Consider the following 16,443-nt stretch of genomic DNA (forward strand, 5'->3'; position numbering starts at 1 on the left):
CGGACGATCGTCCCCATGGGCTATAGGTGAGGCCCGGGGACACTGTCCCCTCCGCAGCCACATACAGATGAACGGTCAACTGTCCCTTCTTGTTCCCGCAGTTGGGGACGCGGTTCCTGTGAACTGGGGCACGTCCGCGATCGTCAGGTTCCGGCTCACGGGGCCGGGTGGCGTCGGCCGTCCACCTCCGGACCGTCCGCGGACACGGGAGGGCCGCGTCCGACGGGAGCCGTGGGCGGTGGTGAGCGGTTGATGAAGGACCCGGCGTTCACGGCACTCCGGCCGGGCACGCTGAGTGAGGAGCCGGTGCGGTACGCCGCCTGGCGGCCCACGACGCCGCGATGCTCCCGCGGCTCCACCATGGTCATCGGGAAAGGAAAATTTGTTCCCATCAGGTTCGTGGGCAGCGACTTCGGCACGGTAGAAAGGACCCATGCCGGAGCACGAGACCCCCGCCGGGTCCATGGACGATGTCGATGCGGTCACCCAGGCGGTCCTGACCGCGTCCCGGCTGCTGGTGGCGGTCTCCGCCCGGTCCCTCGCCGAGGTCGAAGAGCGTGTGACGCTCCCGCAGGTCCGGATGCTGGTGGTCCTGTCCACTCGCGGCGCGACCAAGTTGGTCACGCTCGCCGACCTGCTCCAGGTCGCTCCCTCGACCGCCATGCGCATGGTCGACCGGCTCATCGCCGCCGGCCTCGCCGACCGCCAGACCAACCCCGACAACCGCCGCGAGACGCTGCTCCGGCTTACGGACGAAGGACGGCTCACCGTCGCGGACGTCACCGCCCGGCGCCGGGCCGAGATCGCCACGATCGTCGAACGGCTCGCCCCGAAGCAGCGTGCGGCACTCATCGAGGCACTCACGGCCTTCAACGAGGCGGGCGGGGAACCCCTTGCTCCGGCGACGGACGACCCGGAGCCGCATCCGTTCGGCTGGGTGGACGCCGTGGTGGGGGGGTGACAACTGAAAAGGGGGCGTAGGGCAGAGCTGGACAGGACTGACAGCCCGGACCAGCTCTCCCCATAGGTCAACCCAGTGGCGCAACGATCTTGGCATGTGATCGTATGCTGAGGCGCGTATCTTCTTCTTCGGACAAGTCCCGATGCGACGCTCGTAGCGAAGGCCCCGCTGTAAGGCCGCAGTTGGGCAGCATGTCCCGGGCCGGGCGCACCACACGCACGGGAACCCCACCGGCTCGTCGGCACATTCCCCGGAACACCTGCGCAACTCACCCAAGCCGTCCACGGAGGAGCCGGATTCATCGTGACCCGAGTACTTGTCATCGGCGGCGGGGTCGCTGGTACGACGACGGCCCTCGCCCTGCACAAGGCGGGCTTCGACGTCTGCGTGTACGAGGCGCACCCCGACTCGGCCGAGGACATCGGCGCCTTCCTCACGCTGGCGAGCAACGGTATGCGAGCCCTCGCCCAGATCGACGCCTCCGCCGCGGTCACCGCGGCCGGTTTCCCGCTGACCTCGATACGCGTCCTCGACGGCACGGGCACCGAGGTCGCGCAGCGGCCGCTCGGCGAGGCCGACAGCCCCGTCCTGCGGTACCGGTGCCTGCGTCGGGGCGAACTCAACGCCGCCCTGCAGACCGAGGCCGCCCACCGAGGGATCGACATCCGGCACGGTGCCTCGCTGGCGTCCGTCCAGGACGGCCCCGACCGCGTCACCGCACACTTCACCGACGGCAGCACCGCAACCGGCGACCTGCTCATCGGCGCCGACGGCCTGAACTCCACCGTCCGCCGGACGATCAGCCCGGCCACCCAACCGTGCTATGCGGGCGAGTACGTGTTCTACGGCTACACCACCGACATGTCCCTGGTCGAGGAGGCTGACGACGAGCGCCTCACCATGGTGCGCGGCAGCGCTGCCGCCTTCGGCTACGCGGTGTCGTCCGGCGGGCAGACGTACTGGTTCGCGCGGGTGGCCGGAGAACGCCTGGCCGCCGACGCGATCACGCGCGGCACACCTGGCCGATGGCGCGATCTGCTGCTGCCGTTGCTGCGCGACGATGCCACCGCGGCCGCCGGCATCGTCGCGGCCACCACCGACGACATCCTGGTCACCAACGCCACCGAGATAGCGACCGGGGCACCCTGGCGCTCGGGACGGATGCTGCTCGTCGGCGACGCCGCCCACGCGGCGTCTCCGGCGACCGGGCAGGGCGCCTCGATGGCGATGGAGGACGCCGTCATCCTCGCCAAGGCACTGCGCGACATGCCCGGCACCGATGCCGCGCTGTCCGTCTACGAGACGCTGCGCCGCCCGCGCGTGGGACACAACACCACCGTGAGCGGAAACATCTCCCGCGGCGCCCACACGCCGTCCCGCACCGGTCAAGCGCCGGCGGCGCGGCCCGGTGACGAGGAGCTGGCCCGGCTGTTGGAGTGGAATTCCCCCATCGGAACGTCCCACGGAACGTCCCAGCCGGGTGCGGCTGTTCTCGGGGGAGGTTCCTGATCGGACGGTCAGTCGGCCTGGATCTGAACCTGCTGGTGCCGTTGGACGCGCTGTTGCAGGAGCGCAGTGTGACGCGGGCGGCCCAGCGGCTGGGGCTGAGCCAGCCCACGGTGAGTGCCGCGCTGGCCCGGCTGCGTCGCCACTTCGGCGACGAACTGCTGACCCGCGTGGGGAACACCTACGAGCTCACCCCGCTGGCCGAGCGCCTGGCCGGGCACACGGCGCAGGCGCTCGGCTCGGCGGACCGGGTTCTCCAGACCCGCCCCGCCTTCGACCCCGCCCACGCGCAACGCGAGTTCACCCTGGTGGTGACCGACATGCATCTGGCGACCTTCGGCCGGACGCTGGCCGCCCTCGTGCGCGACGCGGCGCCGGAGGTACGGCTGCGGTTCCAGCACAACACCCCGCACATCGTCCACCGTGCTCCCGAGCATCTGCGCACCGTCGACGGCATGCTGCTGGCGCAGGGCCTGTTGGCGAACGTCCCGGCCATCGACCTGTACGAGGACCGCTGGGTGTGCGTGGTCTCCTCCGACACCGTCACGTCGACACCACAGACCCCACAAGAGCTCGTCGCACGCCCCTGGGTGCTGCCCTATCACTTCCCGGCCATGGGCTTCTCGCCCCTGCACGGACTGCACACCCAGGGCCTGGAACCGCGGGTCGAGATCGCCATCGAGAACTTCCTCACCATGCCGTACCTGATCGCCGGCACCAACCGGGTGGGCGTGGTACCCGAACGCGCCGCCCGCCTGTTTTCCGCCGACAGCGGCACGGCCGTCGTCGAGCTGCCGTTCGGTGGGGGACGGCTGGTGGAATCCCTGTGGTGGCACCCCCTGCACGAACGGGACCCCGCACACATCTGGCTGAGAAAGACCGCGGCCGAGGCCGGCCGGCTGATCGCCGCCGGTACGGCTGAGGCCGCACTCCACGACACGCCGCACAGCTGACCGGCCCGGCCCAGGCCAGATCCTCGAGGTTGGGCTCGTACAGCGGTATTGATTTCGTCTATGCCCGCCATCGATGATCTCTCCTTCCCCAAACGCCTGGTCAGCGGCGAGAGTTGGACTTGCGAGCACGTCGTCGGCGTACGACGACGGGGCTTGTTTCCCCCACTTTGCGGTTTCTTGGAGTTGACTGTTATGCGCGGCGAGCTGCTGGCGCTTCGGGCAGGGCACGTTTTCGACGGTGTGAACGCCAGACGTTCGGGCATGGTGCTGGTCGAGGACGGAGTGATCCGCGACGTGGACTTCACGGGAGCGGCACCGCCGGAGCACGCGGCGGTGACGGACTTCGGACCGGACGGATGGCTGCTTCCCGGGCTGATCGACGCGCACGTGCACCTGTGCTGGGACGGCACCAAGGACGCCGTGGAACACGTGGCGTCCGACGACCACGAAGCCGTACTGGAGACCGCACGTGCCTCCGCGGCGACCACGCTGGCGACCGGTGTCACGACCGTCCGGGACCTCGGAGACCGCGACTACCTCACCCTCGCGCTGCGAGAACAGGTGCCGCCCACGGAACGCCCTGACATCGTCGCCGCGGGCCCGCCGGTCACCACCCACGGCGGCCACTGCCACTTCCTCGGCGGCGAGGCCGAGGGCGCCGAGGAACTGTGGGCCGCGGTACGCGAACGTGCCGAGCGCGGCTGTGACGTGGTGAAGGTGATGGTCAGCGGCGGCATGATGACGCCCGGCTCCAACTCCCTGCACCAGCAGTACGACCGGTCCGACCTGTGGCTGATCGCCGACGAGGCGCACCGGCTCGGGCTCACCGTGGCCGCTCACGCCCACGCCGTCCCGGCTATCGCGGACGTGGTCGACGCCGACTTCGACACCATCGAGCACTTCTCCTTCCTCACCGCCGAGGGCGTCGGCCTGCGCCAGGATGTGGTGGACGAGGTCGTACGGCGAGGAACGTTCATCAGCCTCACGGTGGGCATCATGCCCGGCAAGACGCCGTCGGCCCCGGCCGTGGTCGCTCGCTTCGCCGCCCTGGAGGACGTCGTGGCCAAGGTCATCGCCTCGGGCGCCCGGGTCGTTCCCGGTACCGACGCAGGCATCTCTCCCGGTAAACCACACGGCGTCTACCCCCACGCGTTGACCCAGCTCGCCGAGCTGGGCATGGCGAACCGTGACGTACTGCGCTGCGCGACCACCGAGGCCGCCGAAGCGGTGGGCCGGGCCGGACGCAAGGGCGTACTGCGCCCCGGAGCGGACGCCGACCTCCTCGCACTCGGCAGCTCTCCGATCGACGACATCTCGGCGGTCACCGACATCCGCGCGGTGTACCGGGCGGGCCACCGGGTGCGTTGAGTCCCGGATCGCCACTCGTGCCTGGCGGAACCCCGAGGCCGGTCAGGCCTACCCCGGCCCGGTCGCGTACGGCGACGGCACCAGGTTCGTGGCCGCCACGCCACCGGCGGTCACTCGGTGGGCCTTGCGGACACCGCCCTGACCCCGGAGACGCGTGGCGTGGCGTGCGTCCCCGGTCCCGCGCCGCCCGTGGGGACGGACCGGTGCGGTGAACGACCCGGCCGCGGTCTCCCGATCCCCCCTCGGAAGACCGCGGCCGGGTCTCGCCGATCCTGCCTCGGCAACCTGACCCGCGAGGCGCGGGCGGAAGCCCCGCTGGTGCCGTCGCCTCAGTGGCAGCAGAGCTGCTTCATCGCCTCACGCGGCAAGTCCCTTGCGGATGCGGTCGAGCATGAACGCCGAGGATTCCCGGGCGCGTTCCTCCCAGGCGAAGACGCAGGCGGTGGCGACCCCGTCGAAGTTCAGCTCGCGCAGGGTGCCGAAGAAGGCGTCCCAGTCGACCTCGCCCTGGCCGATGTCCAGGTGCTGGTGGATACGGGCGGCCGTGCCCGGCGGATTGAGGATGTAACGCAGGCCGCTGGAGCCCTTGTGGTTGAAGGAGTCCGCGATGTGCACGTGCTGGAGCTTGTCGCCCGCGTGGCGCATCATCGCCGCGATGTCCGCGCCGACGTCCGAGGCACCGGAGAGGTGAAAGGAGTGCGGGGCGCAGTAAAGGTAGTTCACCCAGGGCTTGTTGATGGCGCGGACCAGGTCCACGGCCGGGGCGTTCTCCTCGCAGAAGTCGTCCGGATGCGCCTCCAGGTTCAGCGCGATGCCCTCCCGTTCGAAGAGCGGCAGCAACTCGTCCAGGGAGCGCCAGAAGGCGGCCTCACTCTCGGCGGCTTGCTCGGGACGGCCGTTGAACTCCGAGTTCATCAACCGGCATTCGAGGTCCGCGGTGATCTCGATCATCCGCTTCCAGTAGCGGACGGCGGCCTGCCGCTCGGTCTCGTCGGGCGAGGACCACTTGTACAGCGGCAGCACGGACGACAGCCGCACGCCGTGCGTACGCAGGGAGTTCTTGAGCTCCGCCACCCGCTCGTCGTCCGCCCTGGGATGCAGGAAGAACGGCATGAAGTCCTCGCGGGGCGACAACTCGATGTATTCGTAGCCGAGTTCGGCGACCGTGCGCACCATCTCGTCGATGGGCAGGGCGCGGAACATGTACGGGTCGAGGGCGATCTTCACGCGACACCTCCGGCGGTGGCCGTGGCCGCGTAGAACGCGGGTCGGGGCTTCATGTCGACGGTCACGACCTGGCTGGCCGACTCCAGGGACCGGACGGCCGCGTCGGTGATGACGGTGGCCGCGTAGCCGTCCCAGGCGGACGGTCCGGTCGGCTCCTCGCCGGCCGCGATGCCCGCGATCCACTCGCGGAACTCGGTGTCGAAGGCGTCCGCGAACCGGTCCTTCCAGTCCCGCAGCACCGCCGAGCCGCTCACCCCCTCGGTGCGCACGGCGACCGCGGCCGGGTCGGGCAGCCGGACCAGGCCCGTCTCGCCGACGGTCTCGCACTGGATGTCGTATCCGTACTGGCAGTTGACGAAGACCTCAAGGTCGACGCGGACCCCGTTCGCGGTCTCGAAGAGCATGATCTGCGGGTCCGTCAGATGCGGGAAGCGGTTGGTCGTGGCACGCGGCTTCAGCACCTGGGCGGAGACGATTTCGTCGTCGAGGAGCCAGCGCAGCACGTCGATCTCGTGGACCGCCGTGTCCTGTGCGGCCATCCGGGAGGTGTATGACTCCGGGACGCTCGGGTTGCGGTGCGCGCAGTGCACGATCAGCGGGGTGCCGATACTGCCGGAGGCCAGCACCTCCTTCATCTGGCGGTAGCCCGCGTCATAGCGGCGCATGAAGCCGACCTGGACCAGGCGGCGGCCGTGCGCGCGCTCGGCCTCCACGATGCGGAGACAGTCCTCGGCCGTCGTCGCCAGGGGCTTCTCGCAGAACACCGGCTTTCCGGCGGCGATCGCGTTGAGTACGTGTTCGGCATGGCTGGGGCCCCAGGACGTGACGAGCACCGCGTCGACGTCGCCCGCCGCGATCAGTTCGGCGCCGTCCGCGAGTACCCGGGCGCTGACGTGGGCTGCCGCCTCCTCGGCGCGCGCGGCGTCGATGTCGGTGACGGCGGTGACCTTGGCTCCGGTGACGGTGTCGGTGAGCCGGCGGATGTGTTCCTGGCCGATCCAGCCGGCGCCGATGACGCCTACGCGCACAGTCATTGGGTTTGGTTTCCTTTCTACAGCTCCCGGTTTCCGTGCCATCGCCGGGGCCCGGGAGCGTGGGACATGGGGGTGTTCAGGAGTAGCGGGCCCGGAGTTCCGTCTCGAGGTTCTCCAGCGTGCGGCCGCGCGTTTCGGGGACGTACAGCTTCACGAAGGTGATGGAGAGGACACCCGCCACCACGAAGAGGAAGAACGTGGCGGAGATACCGATCCCGTCGACCAGCGAGGGGAAGACCAGCCCGATCGCGAAGTTCGTCAGCCACAGCACCACCGCCGCGACTCCCATCCCGAAGGCACGCATCCGCATCGGGAAGATCTCCGACAGCATGAGCCAGGTGACCGGCGAGATCGCGCCCTGCTGGAAGGCGAGGAAGGTGACGGTCATGGCGAGTACGGCGTAGGCGCGGCCGTCGCCCGAAGGCAGCGCCAGCGAGAAGATGCCGATCATCAACAGGGCGCTGGTGGTACCGATCTGACCGGTCATCAGCATCGGTCGGCGGTTGACCCGGCCGAGCAGCCAGATGCCGACGAAGGTGGCGAGGACCGAGATCACGCCGTTCGCGATGTTCGCCGTCAGCGCGCTGTCCGCGGCGAATCCGGCGTCGGTGAGGATCTGCGTGCCGTAGTACATGATCGTGTTGACGCCGGTGATCTGCTGGACGATCGCGATGCCGAAGCCGATGAACATCAGCCTGCGCACCCATGGCGTGGACCTCATGTCGTGCCAGCCGCCGAGCTTCGCCTGATCGTCCTTGACGGCGAGCGCGGTGACCTCGCTCAGCTCGGCCTCGGCCCGCTGCTGGGACCTGACCTGCTTCAGCACCTCGAAGGCCTCGTTGAACCGGCCCTTGGAGGCGAGCCAGCGGGGGCTTTCCGGCATCACCAGCATGCCGAACCACAGGACGACGGCCGGGATGGTCGCGATCACCAGCATGTAGCGCCAGACGCCGCCGGACTCGCCACCCACGTCGGCGATGATCGCGTTGGAGGTGAAGGCCAGCAACTGCCCGCTGACGATCATGAGTTCGTTGCGGGTGACCAGCGCGCCGCGCCGTTCGGCGGGCGAGATCTCCGCGAGGTAGACGGGTACGGTCACCGACGCTCCGCCGACCGCGAGGCCGAGCACGAACCGGGCCACCACCATCACCACGGTGGTCGGGGCGAGCGTGCAACCGAGCGCGCCGACGAAGAACAGCACCGCCAGCAGCAGGATGTTGCGCCGCCTGCCGCGCGCGTCCGAGAGACGGCCGCCGACGACCGCGCCGAGCGCGGCACCGAGCAGCAGGGAGCTGGTGACCATGCCCTCCGTGAAGGGGGTCAGGCCCAGGTCGTCGGTCATGTACGGCAGCGCGCCGTTGATGACCCCGGTGTCGTAGCCGAAGAGCAGCCCGCCGAAGGTGGCGATGATCGTGATGAGCCGCAGCCGCCGCGAGACCGCCACAGGCGTGTCGTCGATCGGCGTGGACACAGCGGTGCGTGGCTGCGCTGCGTCGTCCCTGACATCCATGGCCGCCTCCTACCGGTGGTTGTGGGGGCGTCGGGTCCCGGAGAGGCCGCAGCCGGCCAGGTGCTCCCGCGTGCGTACGGCGATGGGAAGCGGCACGTCGGGAGCGCACGGGTACAGGTCCTGCTCGACGATCACGAACAACTCGGCGTCGAGCCGGGCGAGTTCGGCCACAACGGAGGCGGGGTCGGGCACACCGGCCGGAGGTGACACGCACACCCCGCGCTTGACGGCCTCGCCGAACGACAGGTCCTCGGCGGTGACCTGGGCCAGCACCGTCGGGTCCATCTGCTTGATGTGGACGTACCCGACGCGCTCGCCGAACCGGCGGATCAGGTCGAGGTTGTCACCGCCGCCGTACGCGACATGACCGGTGTCCAGGCACAGGTTCGTGTAGCGGCCGTCCGACTCGTTCAGCAGCCGCTCGATCTCGGCTTGCGTCTGGATGTGGCTGTCGGCGTGGGGGTGGAGGACGAGCCGTACGTCGTACTCGTCGAGCAGCAGTTTCCCGAGCCGGTCCGCGCTCTTGCCGAAGCCCGCCCACTGCCCGGCGGTGAGCTCGGGGGACTCGGTGAAGCCGCCGGTCTTCTCGTCCCGGTACATGGGCGGGATGAGAACGAGGTGGTGGGCGCCCGCGGCGGCGGTCAGCTCGGCGACCTGCCGGACATGCGCGAGCATCTCCTCCCAGGCCTCAGGGCGGTGCAGCGCGCCGAAGGCGGTGCCGCCGGAGACCTTCAGGCCGCGTACGGCCAACTCCTCGGCCAGTACGGACGGTTCGGTGGGGAGATAGCCGTACGGTCCGAGTTCCAGCCACTCGTAGCCGGCCTGTGCCAGTTCGTCGAGGAAGCGGGTGTACGGGACCTGGTGCTCGTCCTCGGGGAACCAGATGCCCCAGGAATCCGGTGCCGAGCCCAGACACAGGTTGCCGGCGACGGTACGCAGTGGGGATGGCGCCATTGCCATGGTCGAAATCCTTCGAATACGGGGACGGAGACGCCCTTTGTGGGCGGAGTTCTTCTGTGTGGTGTTGAGGGCTGTTGCTGCCGTTGCGGGGATTCAGCCGGAGGTCGGGAAGGTAAAGCCCGCCGCGAGCTGCTGCTTCGGCCGAGGCCGGTGCGTCGTCACGACCTTCGGGTGGGTGCGGAAGCGGATGCCCTCGGGGCCGTGGATCGGGGAGTGGCCGATGGGCGAGTCCTTCCAGCCGCCGAAGGAGTAGCACGACATCGGCACGGACACCGGCCCGGTGCCATTGCCGCCCACACCAGGCTCGCCATGAGTTGACGGTCATTCGGCTCAGTGACGGCAAGGGCGGTGTTCTCCGGCGCGGTCGGGGTCGCCGGGGCGTCGAGCGCGATCCGGGTCAGCATCTTGCCGCCGTTGAAGCGCGTCGGCAGCGCCCTGGCGGCGGTCCAGGGCTCACGTTCGCCTGTCGCCACCTGGCAGCCGTCACGGCTCGGCTTGTGCGGGTACGCGGGTTCGAACGGCATCACGCTTGTTGTCCCTTCACCCCTGAGATCCTGGGAAACGACAGATGAACTGTGACGAACCGAAGATCGCTGTTGCGCTCTACTAGCGCGCTCTAGTGCGAGTACGATGACCCCTGTCCAAATGTCATGTCAATAGGTTGTCGCCGAAAGACTTCCTGGCCGTCCGTTGGGCGGGGCAGTCGCGGGAGAATGGGTTCACAGGTGGATGTGTCGGGCAAGCAGCGGCCCACCATGGCGGACGTGGCCGCCCGGGCGGGGGTGTCCCGGGCCCTGGTGTCGATCGTGTTCCGCAACCAGCCGGGCGCGAGTCAGGACACCCGGGACCGGGTGCTGCGCGTCGCCGCCGAGATCGGCTACAGCCCCGACAGTGCGGCCCGGCTCCTCGCCCGTGGTCGCAGCCGCACGCTCGGTGTGCTGCTCACCGTCCACCAGACCTTCCAGGCGGACCTCGTCGAGGGCATCTACCCGGAGGCCGAGCGCCTCGGCTACGAGGTCCTGCTCTCCGCCAACGTCCCCGGCCGCGACGAGGCCAAGTCGATCGAGGCGCTGCTCAGCCACCGCTGCGGGGCGCTGATCCTGCTCGGCCCGGGATCCGACGCCGCCGAGCTGGACGTCCTCGGGCACCGCACGGTCGCCGTCTCGGTCGGCCGCCGGGTGACCGGCGCCTACGTCGACAACGTCCACTCGGCCGAGAACAAGGGCGTACGACAGGCCATGGACCACCTCGTCGAACTGGGCCACCGACGCATCGTGCACATCGACGGCGGTCGGCAGCCCGGCTCGGTGGAGCGCCGCCGCGCCTACCGTGATTCGATGCGCCGGCACGGCCTCGCCGGCGAGATCCGGGTGATCCCGGGTGCCCACGACGAGGACGCGGGCATCGCGGCGGGCCGCCTGCTGCTCGCCGAGCGCGACCGGGGGCTGCCCCTGCCCACGGCGATCCTCGCGGGCAACGACCGTTGCGCGATGGGCCTGTTGATGACCTTCACCCACGCGCACGTCGACGTCCCCGGCGAGGTGTCGGTCGTCGGCTACGACGACAGCCATCTCTCGCATGTGATGCCGATCGGTCTGACGACGGTCCGTCAGGACGCGCTGCTCATCGCCGAGTACGCGGTGCGGTTCGCCGTGGAGCGCCTGGAGAACACGGAGTTGGAGCCGCGGGAGGCGGTACTGGATCCGAAACTGGTCGTAAGAGAGACGAGCGGACCACCGCGGCCGCGGTGAGCTCCTCGACGCTGGTCACGGCTGGTCGGCGATGGAGACGGAGACAGCGACCGGTGTCACGGCCGTCGCCGGAGACCTCCGCCTGCTCCGCCGCCGCGGTCAGGCCTGCCGCGATGCGGGGACTGGAAGATGTCGGAGCGTGCGGGCGTTGCTCTGAGATATGCAGATCAGCGAAGCTTCCCGGGTCAGCGGGGTGAGTGCGAGGGCATTGCGGTACTACGAGGACGAGGGTTTGATCGTCCCTGGTCGATGCGGCAATGGGTACCGTGACTACTGCCGGTCCACCATCGATCGAGTCCGCGTCGTCCGCTCACTCCTGGAGTCCGGGCTTCCCGTGCGGTTGATCAGGGAAGTCCTGCCTCACCTCACTGCCGAAGGCGACGCCGGCACGGATGAGGTGTGCGCGGAGTTCCTGCACGAGGTGCAGAGGTATCGCGACCGGCTCGCTGCCCGCATCGCCGGCCTCCGCGATCAGCAGTCGGCTCTCGACGCCTACCTGCGCGAGACCCGCCGGACCGATCGATGACCGCCACTTGACCTTGACGTCAGTGTGAAGCTTCTACGTTCCGATGCATGGAGATCAACGAGCAGCGACACGCCACCGAGCAGACGGTACGGGCACTGGTCCAGCAGTCGCACCGAGGGCCGAAGGATCTGATCCTCACCACCGGTCATCGCCGCCCCACGCCGGGACCTGGTGAGTATCTGATCCGGGTCGGCGTCGCCGGGGTCAACTTCGCGGACGTCCTGCAGACCCGCGGTAGCTATGGGGGAGGCCCGCAGGCTCCCTATGTGGCGGGCTTCGAAGCCGCCGGCGAGGTCGTGGATGCAGGCCCGGACATCGAGAGCCCGCTTCAACTCGGCACCCGTATCGTCGGCGTTGGTCCGGGCGCCTTCGCGCAGTACATGACGATGCCGGCCGCGGGTGTACTCCCTGTCCCTTCCGGCTGGAGTGAGGCTGAAGCTCTCGGCCTGGTGCTGAACTGGGCGACGGCTCTGGCGGCGCTGAAGCCGTTGGGCGAGATCATGACGGGTGACGTGGTGCTCGTTCATGCTGCGGCCGGAGGCGTGGGCCAGGCCGCCGTCCGTCTCGCCCGCCACTACGGTGCGCGCGTGATCGCCACGGCGTCACCGGCCAAGCACGACACCGTCAAGGCGCTCGGTGCCGACGAGGTCCTGGACAGCCGACGCCCCGATCTCGCCACGGAGATCACCCGCTTGACCGGCGGTGTCGACCTGGTCCTGGAGTCGGTGGGTCAGGCCACCTTCGAGGTCAGTCTGTCGGTCACCAAACCCTTCACCGGCCGAGTCGTCGTTTTCGGTGCCGCTTCCGGCGATGCCCGCCTCAGCACCCACGACCTGGTCTTCACCCATCAGGTCCAGGTCAAGGGCCTCCACATCGGTGCGCTGGCGGCCGCGGCCCCTGCCGTCTACCGATCGTTGCTCGGCGAACTCGCGGCACTCATCTCCCAAGGCGTGTACCCGCCGGGCACCCCTCAGGTTCGTCCCCTCGCCGAAGGGCCGGCAGTGCTGCGGGAACTCGAAGCGGGCCGGACCCGCGGCAAGCTCGCCCTGGATCCCTGGCGCTAGGAACGGCCTGCCTGCGACTGCCTGTGACTCGCCGCAATGCCCCGCTGTCCCGAAGGCCGGCCGCACCGCGTGGAGTGTTGCCGGCACCGCCCGAGCGTCCACGTGGCGGCGGAGACGGGGATCGGATCGAAAACGGTCGGGCCGGCGAACACCGCCGAGGCGGTTCGCCCAGCCCTATCCGGCCAGATCGGTCAGGAGTTCAGTCGTCCGGGCCTGTTCGTCTTCCGGTCCGAGAAGCATCGCGATGAGGTCGGTCGCGCCGGCATCGAACAGTTGGCGGATCTGGCGTTCGACACCGGTCTCGTCTCCGACGATGACCGTGTCCTGGGGACCGGCCGCGTGACTTCGGTCGAGCATGGTGCGGTAGCTGGGGATCTGTCCGGCCATCCCGAAGTGCTCGGCCACCCACGCCCTGCGGTCGTCCTCGTCGGAGGTGACACAGACGAATGTGGAGGCGACCACGCGAGGTTCACCCCGCCCGGCCGCTCGGGTGATCGTCGGCACGACGTGGTCGGTGAGGCCGGCCGGAGTGGCCCATAGCGTGATGGTTCCATCAGCCAACTCGCCGGCCACTCGCAGCATCGCCGGGCCGAGCGCGGCGACGAGCACAGACGGCGGCGCGGTCGCTGGTATGTCGACCGCTCCCACGGCCTTGAGGGTCTCGCCCTGGTAGCTGACGCTCTCGCCACGCAGCAGCGGGACCAGCGCGGACAGGTATTCGCGGAGGTGGCGGGCAGGCCGGTCGAAGGAATACCCGTACTGGCCTTCGACGATGTGCCGGTGGCTGACTCCAAGACCCAGGGTGAGCCGATTGCCGACGGCTTCCTGGACGGTCAGCGCCTGGGCGGCGAGGGTGAGCGGGTGCCGCGGGTAGGTCGGCACGGCGGTGGTGCCGAGCTCAATCCCGGGGGCCTGACGGCCGGTGACCGCCAGGGCGGTCAGTGCGTCCCGGCCGGTGCGCTGGCCCAGCCAGACCCCGCTGAAGCCGGCTGTGGCGGCCGCGCGAGCCTGGTCGACGACCGTGTCCAGGGACGGCCCCATCTCATCCACCAAGAGCCCGATGCGCACCGAACCACCCCAAGACGAATGGCCCGCGAACGCCCACACCGTAGCGATCACGCACCAGATCAACTGCGACGGACATCAACGATACCTTCGCAAGCCCACCCGGACGGGGTGGGCCAGACCCGCTTCTCACCCCTGAAGCCACGCCGGACACACGGGCGGTGCCTGCCGTGGTCCTGGCCGGGCGGTGGGGTCATTCCCGCGTGCCGTCGGTGCGGATCGCCGGCGGTGCGTGCAGGTCGTGGGCTCGGAACAGGACGACGTGTTCGACGCCCATGGCCCTGCCGTTCATCGTGGTGAGCTTCGGGACGAAGTCCGCGGGTGCGGGATGGCCGGGGAGTGCCGCCAGGTACGCGGCATGTGCTTCGAGGGAGGCGATGCCGCGTCGCAGTGGTTCGCCGGTGACGTCGACGCCGTGGGTCGCGTGGAGTTCGCCGGCGAGCCCGGGGATGACGATCCGGCGGACGCTGTGCGGTTCGAGGCCTTCGTCGTCGATCTGTTCCGGGAAGACCCACCGGTTGGCCGCGTCGCGCACCGCATCGACGGTTGCGAGTCCGGCCACGCGATGGTCGGACTGGTCGAAGCCGCTCGGCGTCTCGACCTCGTACCCGTTGCTGACCACGACTTCGGGCTTGAAGCGGCGAACCTCGCGGCAGGTGTCCCGGCGCAGGTCGAGGCCGTGGGCGAGTACGCCATCGGGATGTTTGAGTACGGTCAGGTGCTTGACGCCGACAACGGCGCAGGCGGTCTGCTGCTCGGCGAGGCGCAGGCGAGCGGTCTCCTCCGGGGGACTGGGCATGCCGGCCCCGCCGCGGGTGAGCAGTAGGTAGCCGACGTCGATGCCGCGCGCCGACGCACAGCACACGATGGAACGACTCCTCGGGCAGGGCGGGCAACGTTGACGGCATGTCAGGCATCCTCCTCGGGACGGCTGGTGCACCGAGCAGCGCCGCGCCTCCGAGAACGGCTCGACGACGGGTGAACCCAGCCGGTCGACATGCCGTCACAGGTTGTTCCAGCGCCAAGGCGAGCCGGGCCACGACGGAGTTCCTGGCGGTGGCCGTTGTCAGCCGCCTTCCGTGTCGAACATGTCGGCGTACATCCCGGTCATCAGGTCGGCGCCCTTGATCTGTGCCGTTTGTTCGGCGCCCAGTACGCCCAGTTGGGGTGCGTAGGACGCGCCGCCGGAGGGGCCCAGCGGCAGGGCGACGCCCGGTGGGCCCGGCTCGTAGGAAGCCAGCTCACCGCCGCCGTTGATCAGGGTCCTGATGTTGGTCGTGACGGAGTCGGCGTGTTCCGCGGCCGCCCCGGCCGTCTTGGCTTCCGGGAGGGCGGTGAGGTCGCCGATGGCGAACACGTGATCCTGGCCGGGCAGCAGCAGCTCAGTGGTGACGTCGAAGTGCCTGGTCGCCTGCAGCGCGCCAGCCCTGCCCGCTTGTCCGCCGGGGCGCCCAGTGGCCTGGCCAGCCGTGCCTCGATGGACGCGATCTGTCCGCGTAGCCAGCCCAGGTGGGCCGCCTGCCCGCGCCGGGCCAGTGCCCACTGGTCCTGGCTGGACTTGGTGATGCTGCCCACCCAGCGTGCCGACGACCGCCCCGTCAGCGCCCGCTTGCGTGGTGCCCAAGAGGCCGCATCATGCGCCAGCCCCTGCCGGGCGCGTTCCGCGAAGTCCCCGGCCGCCAGCGAACCGAGTAAAACCCCGACCTCCGTCAGTACCGCCGCGTCCGCGTCCGACACCCGCAGCCGGTCCCGGATCGCCACCCCGGCCGGACCGGGCACCACGAACGACGCCGCCAACTCCCGTAACCCGCCCACCCGTTCATCCCCGCCCGGCCGATCATCCCCGTCACGGCAGTGAACGACCACCACCCGTAAAAGGTCACCCATTCGACGCGGGAACTCTCGTTCCCGTCCCGCAGCGGGGCCCGGAGCACCTCACGTACAAAGAAGACCGGACCCGCGTGCCCAACAAAGCAGCCCGACCCAGCACTCACTCACGCTCACCAGAAGTCATTCACGCTCAGCGCTTCGGCAACAGTCCACCACCCCTTGCTCCGGCGAGGGGCGATCCGGAGCCGCATCCGTTCGGCTGGGTGGACGCAGTGGTGGGGAGCGACGACTGAACGCCTGCGACCCAGGCGTCCGGCTCCATCGGGGTCGGACTCGTCCCCTGGCCCTCTCCCCGGAGGGCGTCGAGGCACACGTCGTCCCAGGCGAGGGCGCCGATGTGGAGGTGTGGATCCTGGGTCCAGCTCCAGGCCGTCGAGGACAACCGAGTGGGCATTCGGCCGTTGCCGCCGCTTCTGCCCCGCCGGAGAAGTGGGGCGGCTCCCGGCAGGGCGAAGCGCTATGCGCCGAGCGGTAATAGACGCAGCGTCAAGCAATCTGTGGACTCATCGTCAACGACAGTCTCAGCGACCTCGTGACAATCTCGTGAAGGGCCCGAATACGCCGTAACCGATCCAGCAAACGGCACGTGACGGTTCGCCGGATTCCCTAACTGGTCAAGTGGTCACAG

At 69.6% G+C, this 16,443-nt stretch carries 15 protein-coding genes and 1 pseudogene; 7 read left to right on the forward strand and 9 right to left on the reverse strand.

What is annotated here, in order from left to right; all coding sequences use genetic code 11:
- Positions 1–155 precede the first annotated feature (155 nt).
- Positions 156–368, reverse strand: coding sequence for a hypothetical protein (locus AB0I18_RS27325; protein ID WP_363108228.1), 213 nt, complete (start codon positions 366–368; stop codon positions 156–158).
- 65 nt (positions 369–433) lie between these two features.
- On the opposite strand from AB0I18_RS27325, the gene AB0I18_RS27330 reads away from it, so the two are divergent.
- From AB0I18_RS27330 to AB0I18_RS27345, 4 genes are all read left to right on the forward strand, one after another.
- Complete coding sequence (locus tag AB0I18_RS27330; RefSeq protein ID WP_363108229.1) at positions 434–961, forward strand: MarR family transcriptional regulator; 528 nt, start codon at positions 434–436, stop codon at positions 959–961.
- Positions 962–1,264: 303 nt separating this feature from the next.
- A complete protein-coding gene (locus tag AB0I18_RS27335; protein WP_363108230.1) occupies positions 1,265–2,470 on the forward strand; it encodes an NAD(P)/FAD-dependent oxidoreductase in 1,206 nt (401 codons plus the stop codon).
- 35 nt (positions 2,471–2,505) lie between these two features.
- Positions 2,506–3,420, forward strand: a complete 915-nt coding sequence (locus AB0I18_RS27340) for a LysR family transcriptional regulator (RefSeq protein ID WP_363108231.1) — start codon at positions 2,506–2,508, stop codon at positions 3,418–3,420.
- A gap of 240 nt (positions 3,421–3,660) precedes the next feature.
- Positions 3,661–4,788 (forward strand): amidohydrolase family protein, encoded by a 1,128-nt coding sequence (locus AB0I18_RS27345; RefSeq protein WP_363108232.1) that lies wholly within the window; start codon positions 3,661–3,663, stop codon positions 4,786–4,788.
- 357 nt (positions 4,789–5,145) lie between these two features.
- Here the strand turns inward: AB0I18_RS27345 and AB0I18_RS27350 are convergent, their stop codons facing one another.
- The 5 genes and pseudogenes from AB0I18_RS27350 to AB0I18_RS27370 all read right to left on the reverse strand — a co-directional run.
- Complete coding sequence (locus AB0I18_RS27350; RefSeq protein ID WP_363108233.1) at positions 5,146–6,015, reverse strand: sugar phosphate isomerase/epimerase; 870 nt, start codon at positions 6,013–6,015, stop codon at positions 5,146–5,148.
- On the reverse strand, positions 6,012–7,049 hold the full coding sequence (locus tag AB0I18_RS27355; RefSeq protein WP_363108234.1) for a Gfo/Idh/MocA family oxidoreductase: 1,038 nt from the start codon (positions 7,047–7,049) through the stop codon (positions 6,012–6,014). The genes AB0I18_RS27350 and AB0I18_RS27355 overlap by 4 nt, the downstream gene beginning before the upstream one ends.
- Positions 7,050–7,125: 76 nt before the next feature.
- Positions 7,126–8,559 (reverse strand): sugar porter family MFS transporter, encoded by a 1,434-nt coding sequence (locus AB0I18_RS27360; protein ID WP_363108235.1) that lies wholly within the window; start codon positions 8,557–8,559, stop codon positions 7,126–7,128.
- 9 nt (positions 8,560–8,568) lie between these two features.
- Entirely contained in the window at positions 8,569–9,519 is a 951-nt protein-coding gene (locus AB0I18_RS27365; RefSeq protein WP_363108236.1) for a TIM barrel protein, read from the reverse strand.
- Positions 9,520–9,612: 93 nt separating this feature from the next.
- Positions 9,613–9,795 (reverse strand): annotated as a pseudogene (locus AB0I18_RS27370) (methylmalonate-semialdehyde dehydrogenase (CoA acylating)); the annotation flags it as partial.
- A 479-nt stretch (positions 9,796–10,274) separates the two neighbouring features.
- On the opposite strand from AB0I18_RS27370, the gene AB0I18_RS27375 reads away from it, so the two are divergent.
- The 3 genes from AB0I18_RS27375 (at position 10,275) to AB0I18_RS27385 (ending at position 12,860) form a co-directional block, all read left to right on the forward strand.
- On the forward strand, positions 10,275–11,270 hold the full coding sequence (locus AB0I18_RS27375) for a LacI family DNA-binding transcriptional regulator (protein WP_363108293.1): 996 nt from the start codon (positions 10,275–10,277) through the stop codon (positions 11,268–11,270).
- Positions 11,271–11,430: 160 nt separating this feature from the next.
- Positions 11,431–11,796 (forward strand): MerR family transcriptional regulator, encoded by a 366-nt coding sequence (locus AB0I18_RS27380; protein ID WP_363108237.1) that lies wholly within the window; start codon positions 11,431–11,433, stop codon positions 11,794–11,796.
- 47 nt (positions 11,797–11,843) lie between these two features.
- The gene (locus AB0I18_RS27385) at positions 11,844–12,860 is read left to right on the forward strand and encodes a zinc-binding dehydrogenase (protein WP_363108238.1); all 1,017 of its coding nucleotides are present in this window, start codon (positions 11,844–11,846) and stop codon (positions 12,858–12,860) included.
- Between the two features lie 174 nt (positions 12,861–13,034).
- Here the strand turns inward: AB0I18_RS27385 and AB0I18_RS27390 are convergent, their stop codons facing one another.
- The 3 genes from AB0I18_RS27390 to AB0I18_RS27400 form a co-directional block, all read right to left on the reverse strand.
- The gene (locus AB0I18_RS27390) at positions 13,035–13,928 is read right to left on the reverse strand and encodes a TIGR03564 family F420-dependent LLM class oxidoreductase (RefSeq protein WP_363108239.1); all 894 of its coding nucleotides are present in this window, start codon (positions 13,926–13,928) and stop codon (positions 13,035–13,037) included.
- A 190-nt stretch (positions 13,929–14,118) separates the two neighbouring features.
- Positions 14,119–14,790, reverse strand: a complete 672-nt coding sequence (locus AB0I18_RS27395) for a PIG-L family deacetylase (RefSeq protein ID WP_363108240.1) — start codon at positions 14,788–14,790, stop codon at positions 14,119–14,121.
- Positions 14,791–14,991: 201 nt separating this feature from the next.
- Positions 14,992–15,282 carry a hypothetical protein gene (locus tag AB0I18_RS27400; protein WP_363108241.1) on the reverse strand — a complete coding sequence of 97 codons (291 nt, stop codon included), beginning with the start codon at positions 15,280–15,282 and terminating at the stop codon, positions 14,992–14,994.
- Positions 15,283–16,443: the final 1,161 nt, after the last annotated feature.

Origin of the sequence: Streptomyces sp. NPDC050704 (genome assembly GCF_040654355.1) — a bacterium.
GTDB lineage: Bacteria > Actinomycetota > Actinomycetes > Streptomycetales > Streptomycetaceae > Streptomyces.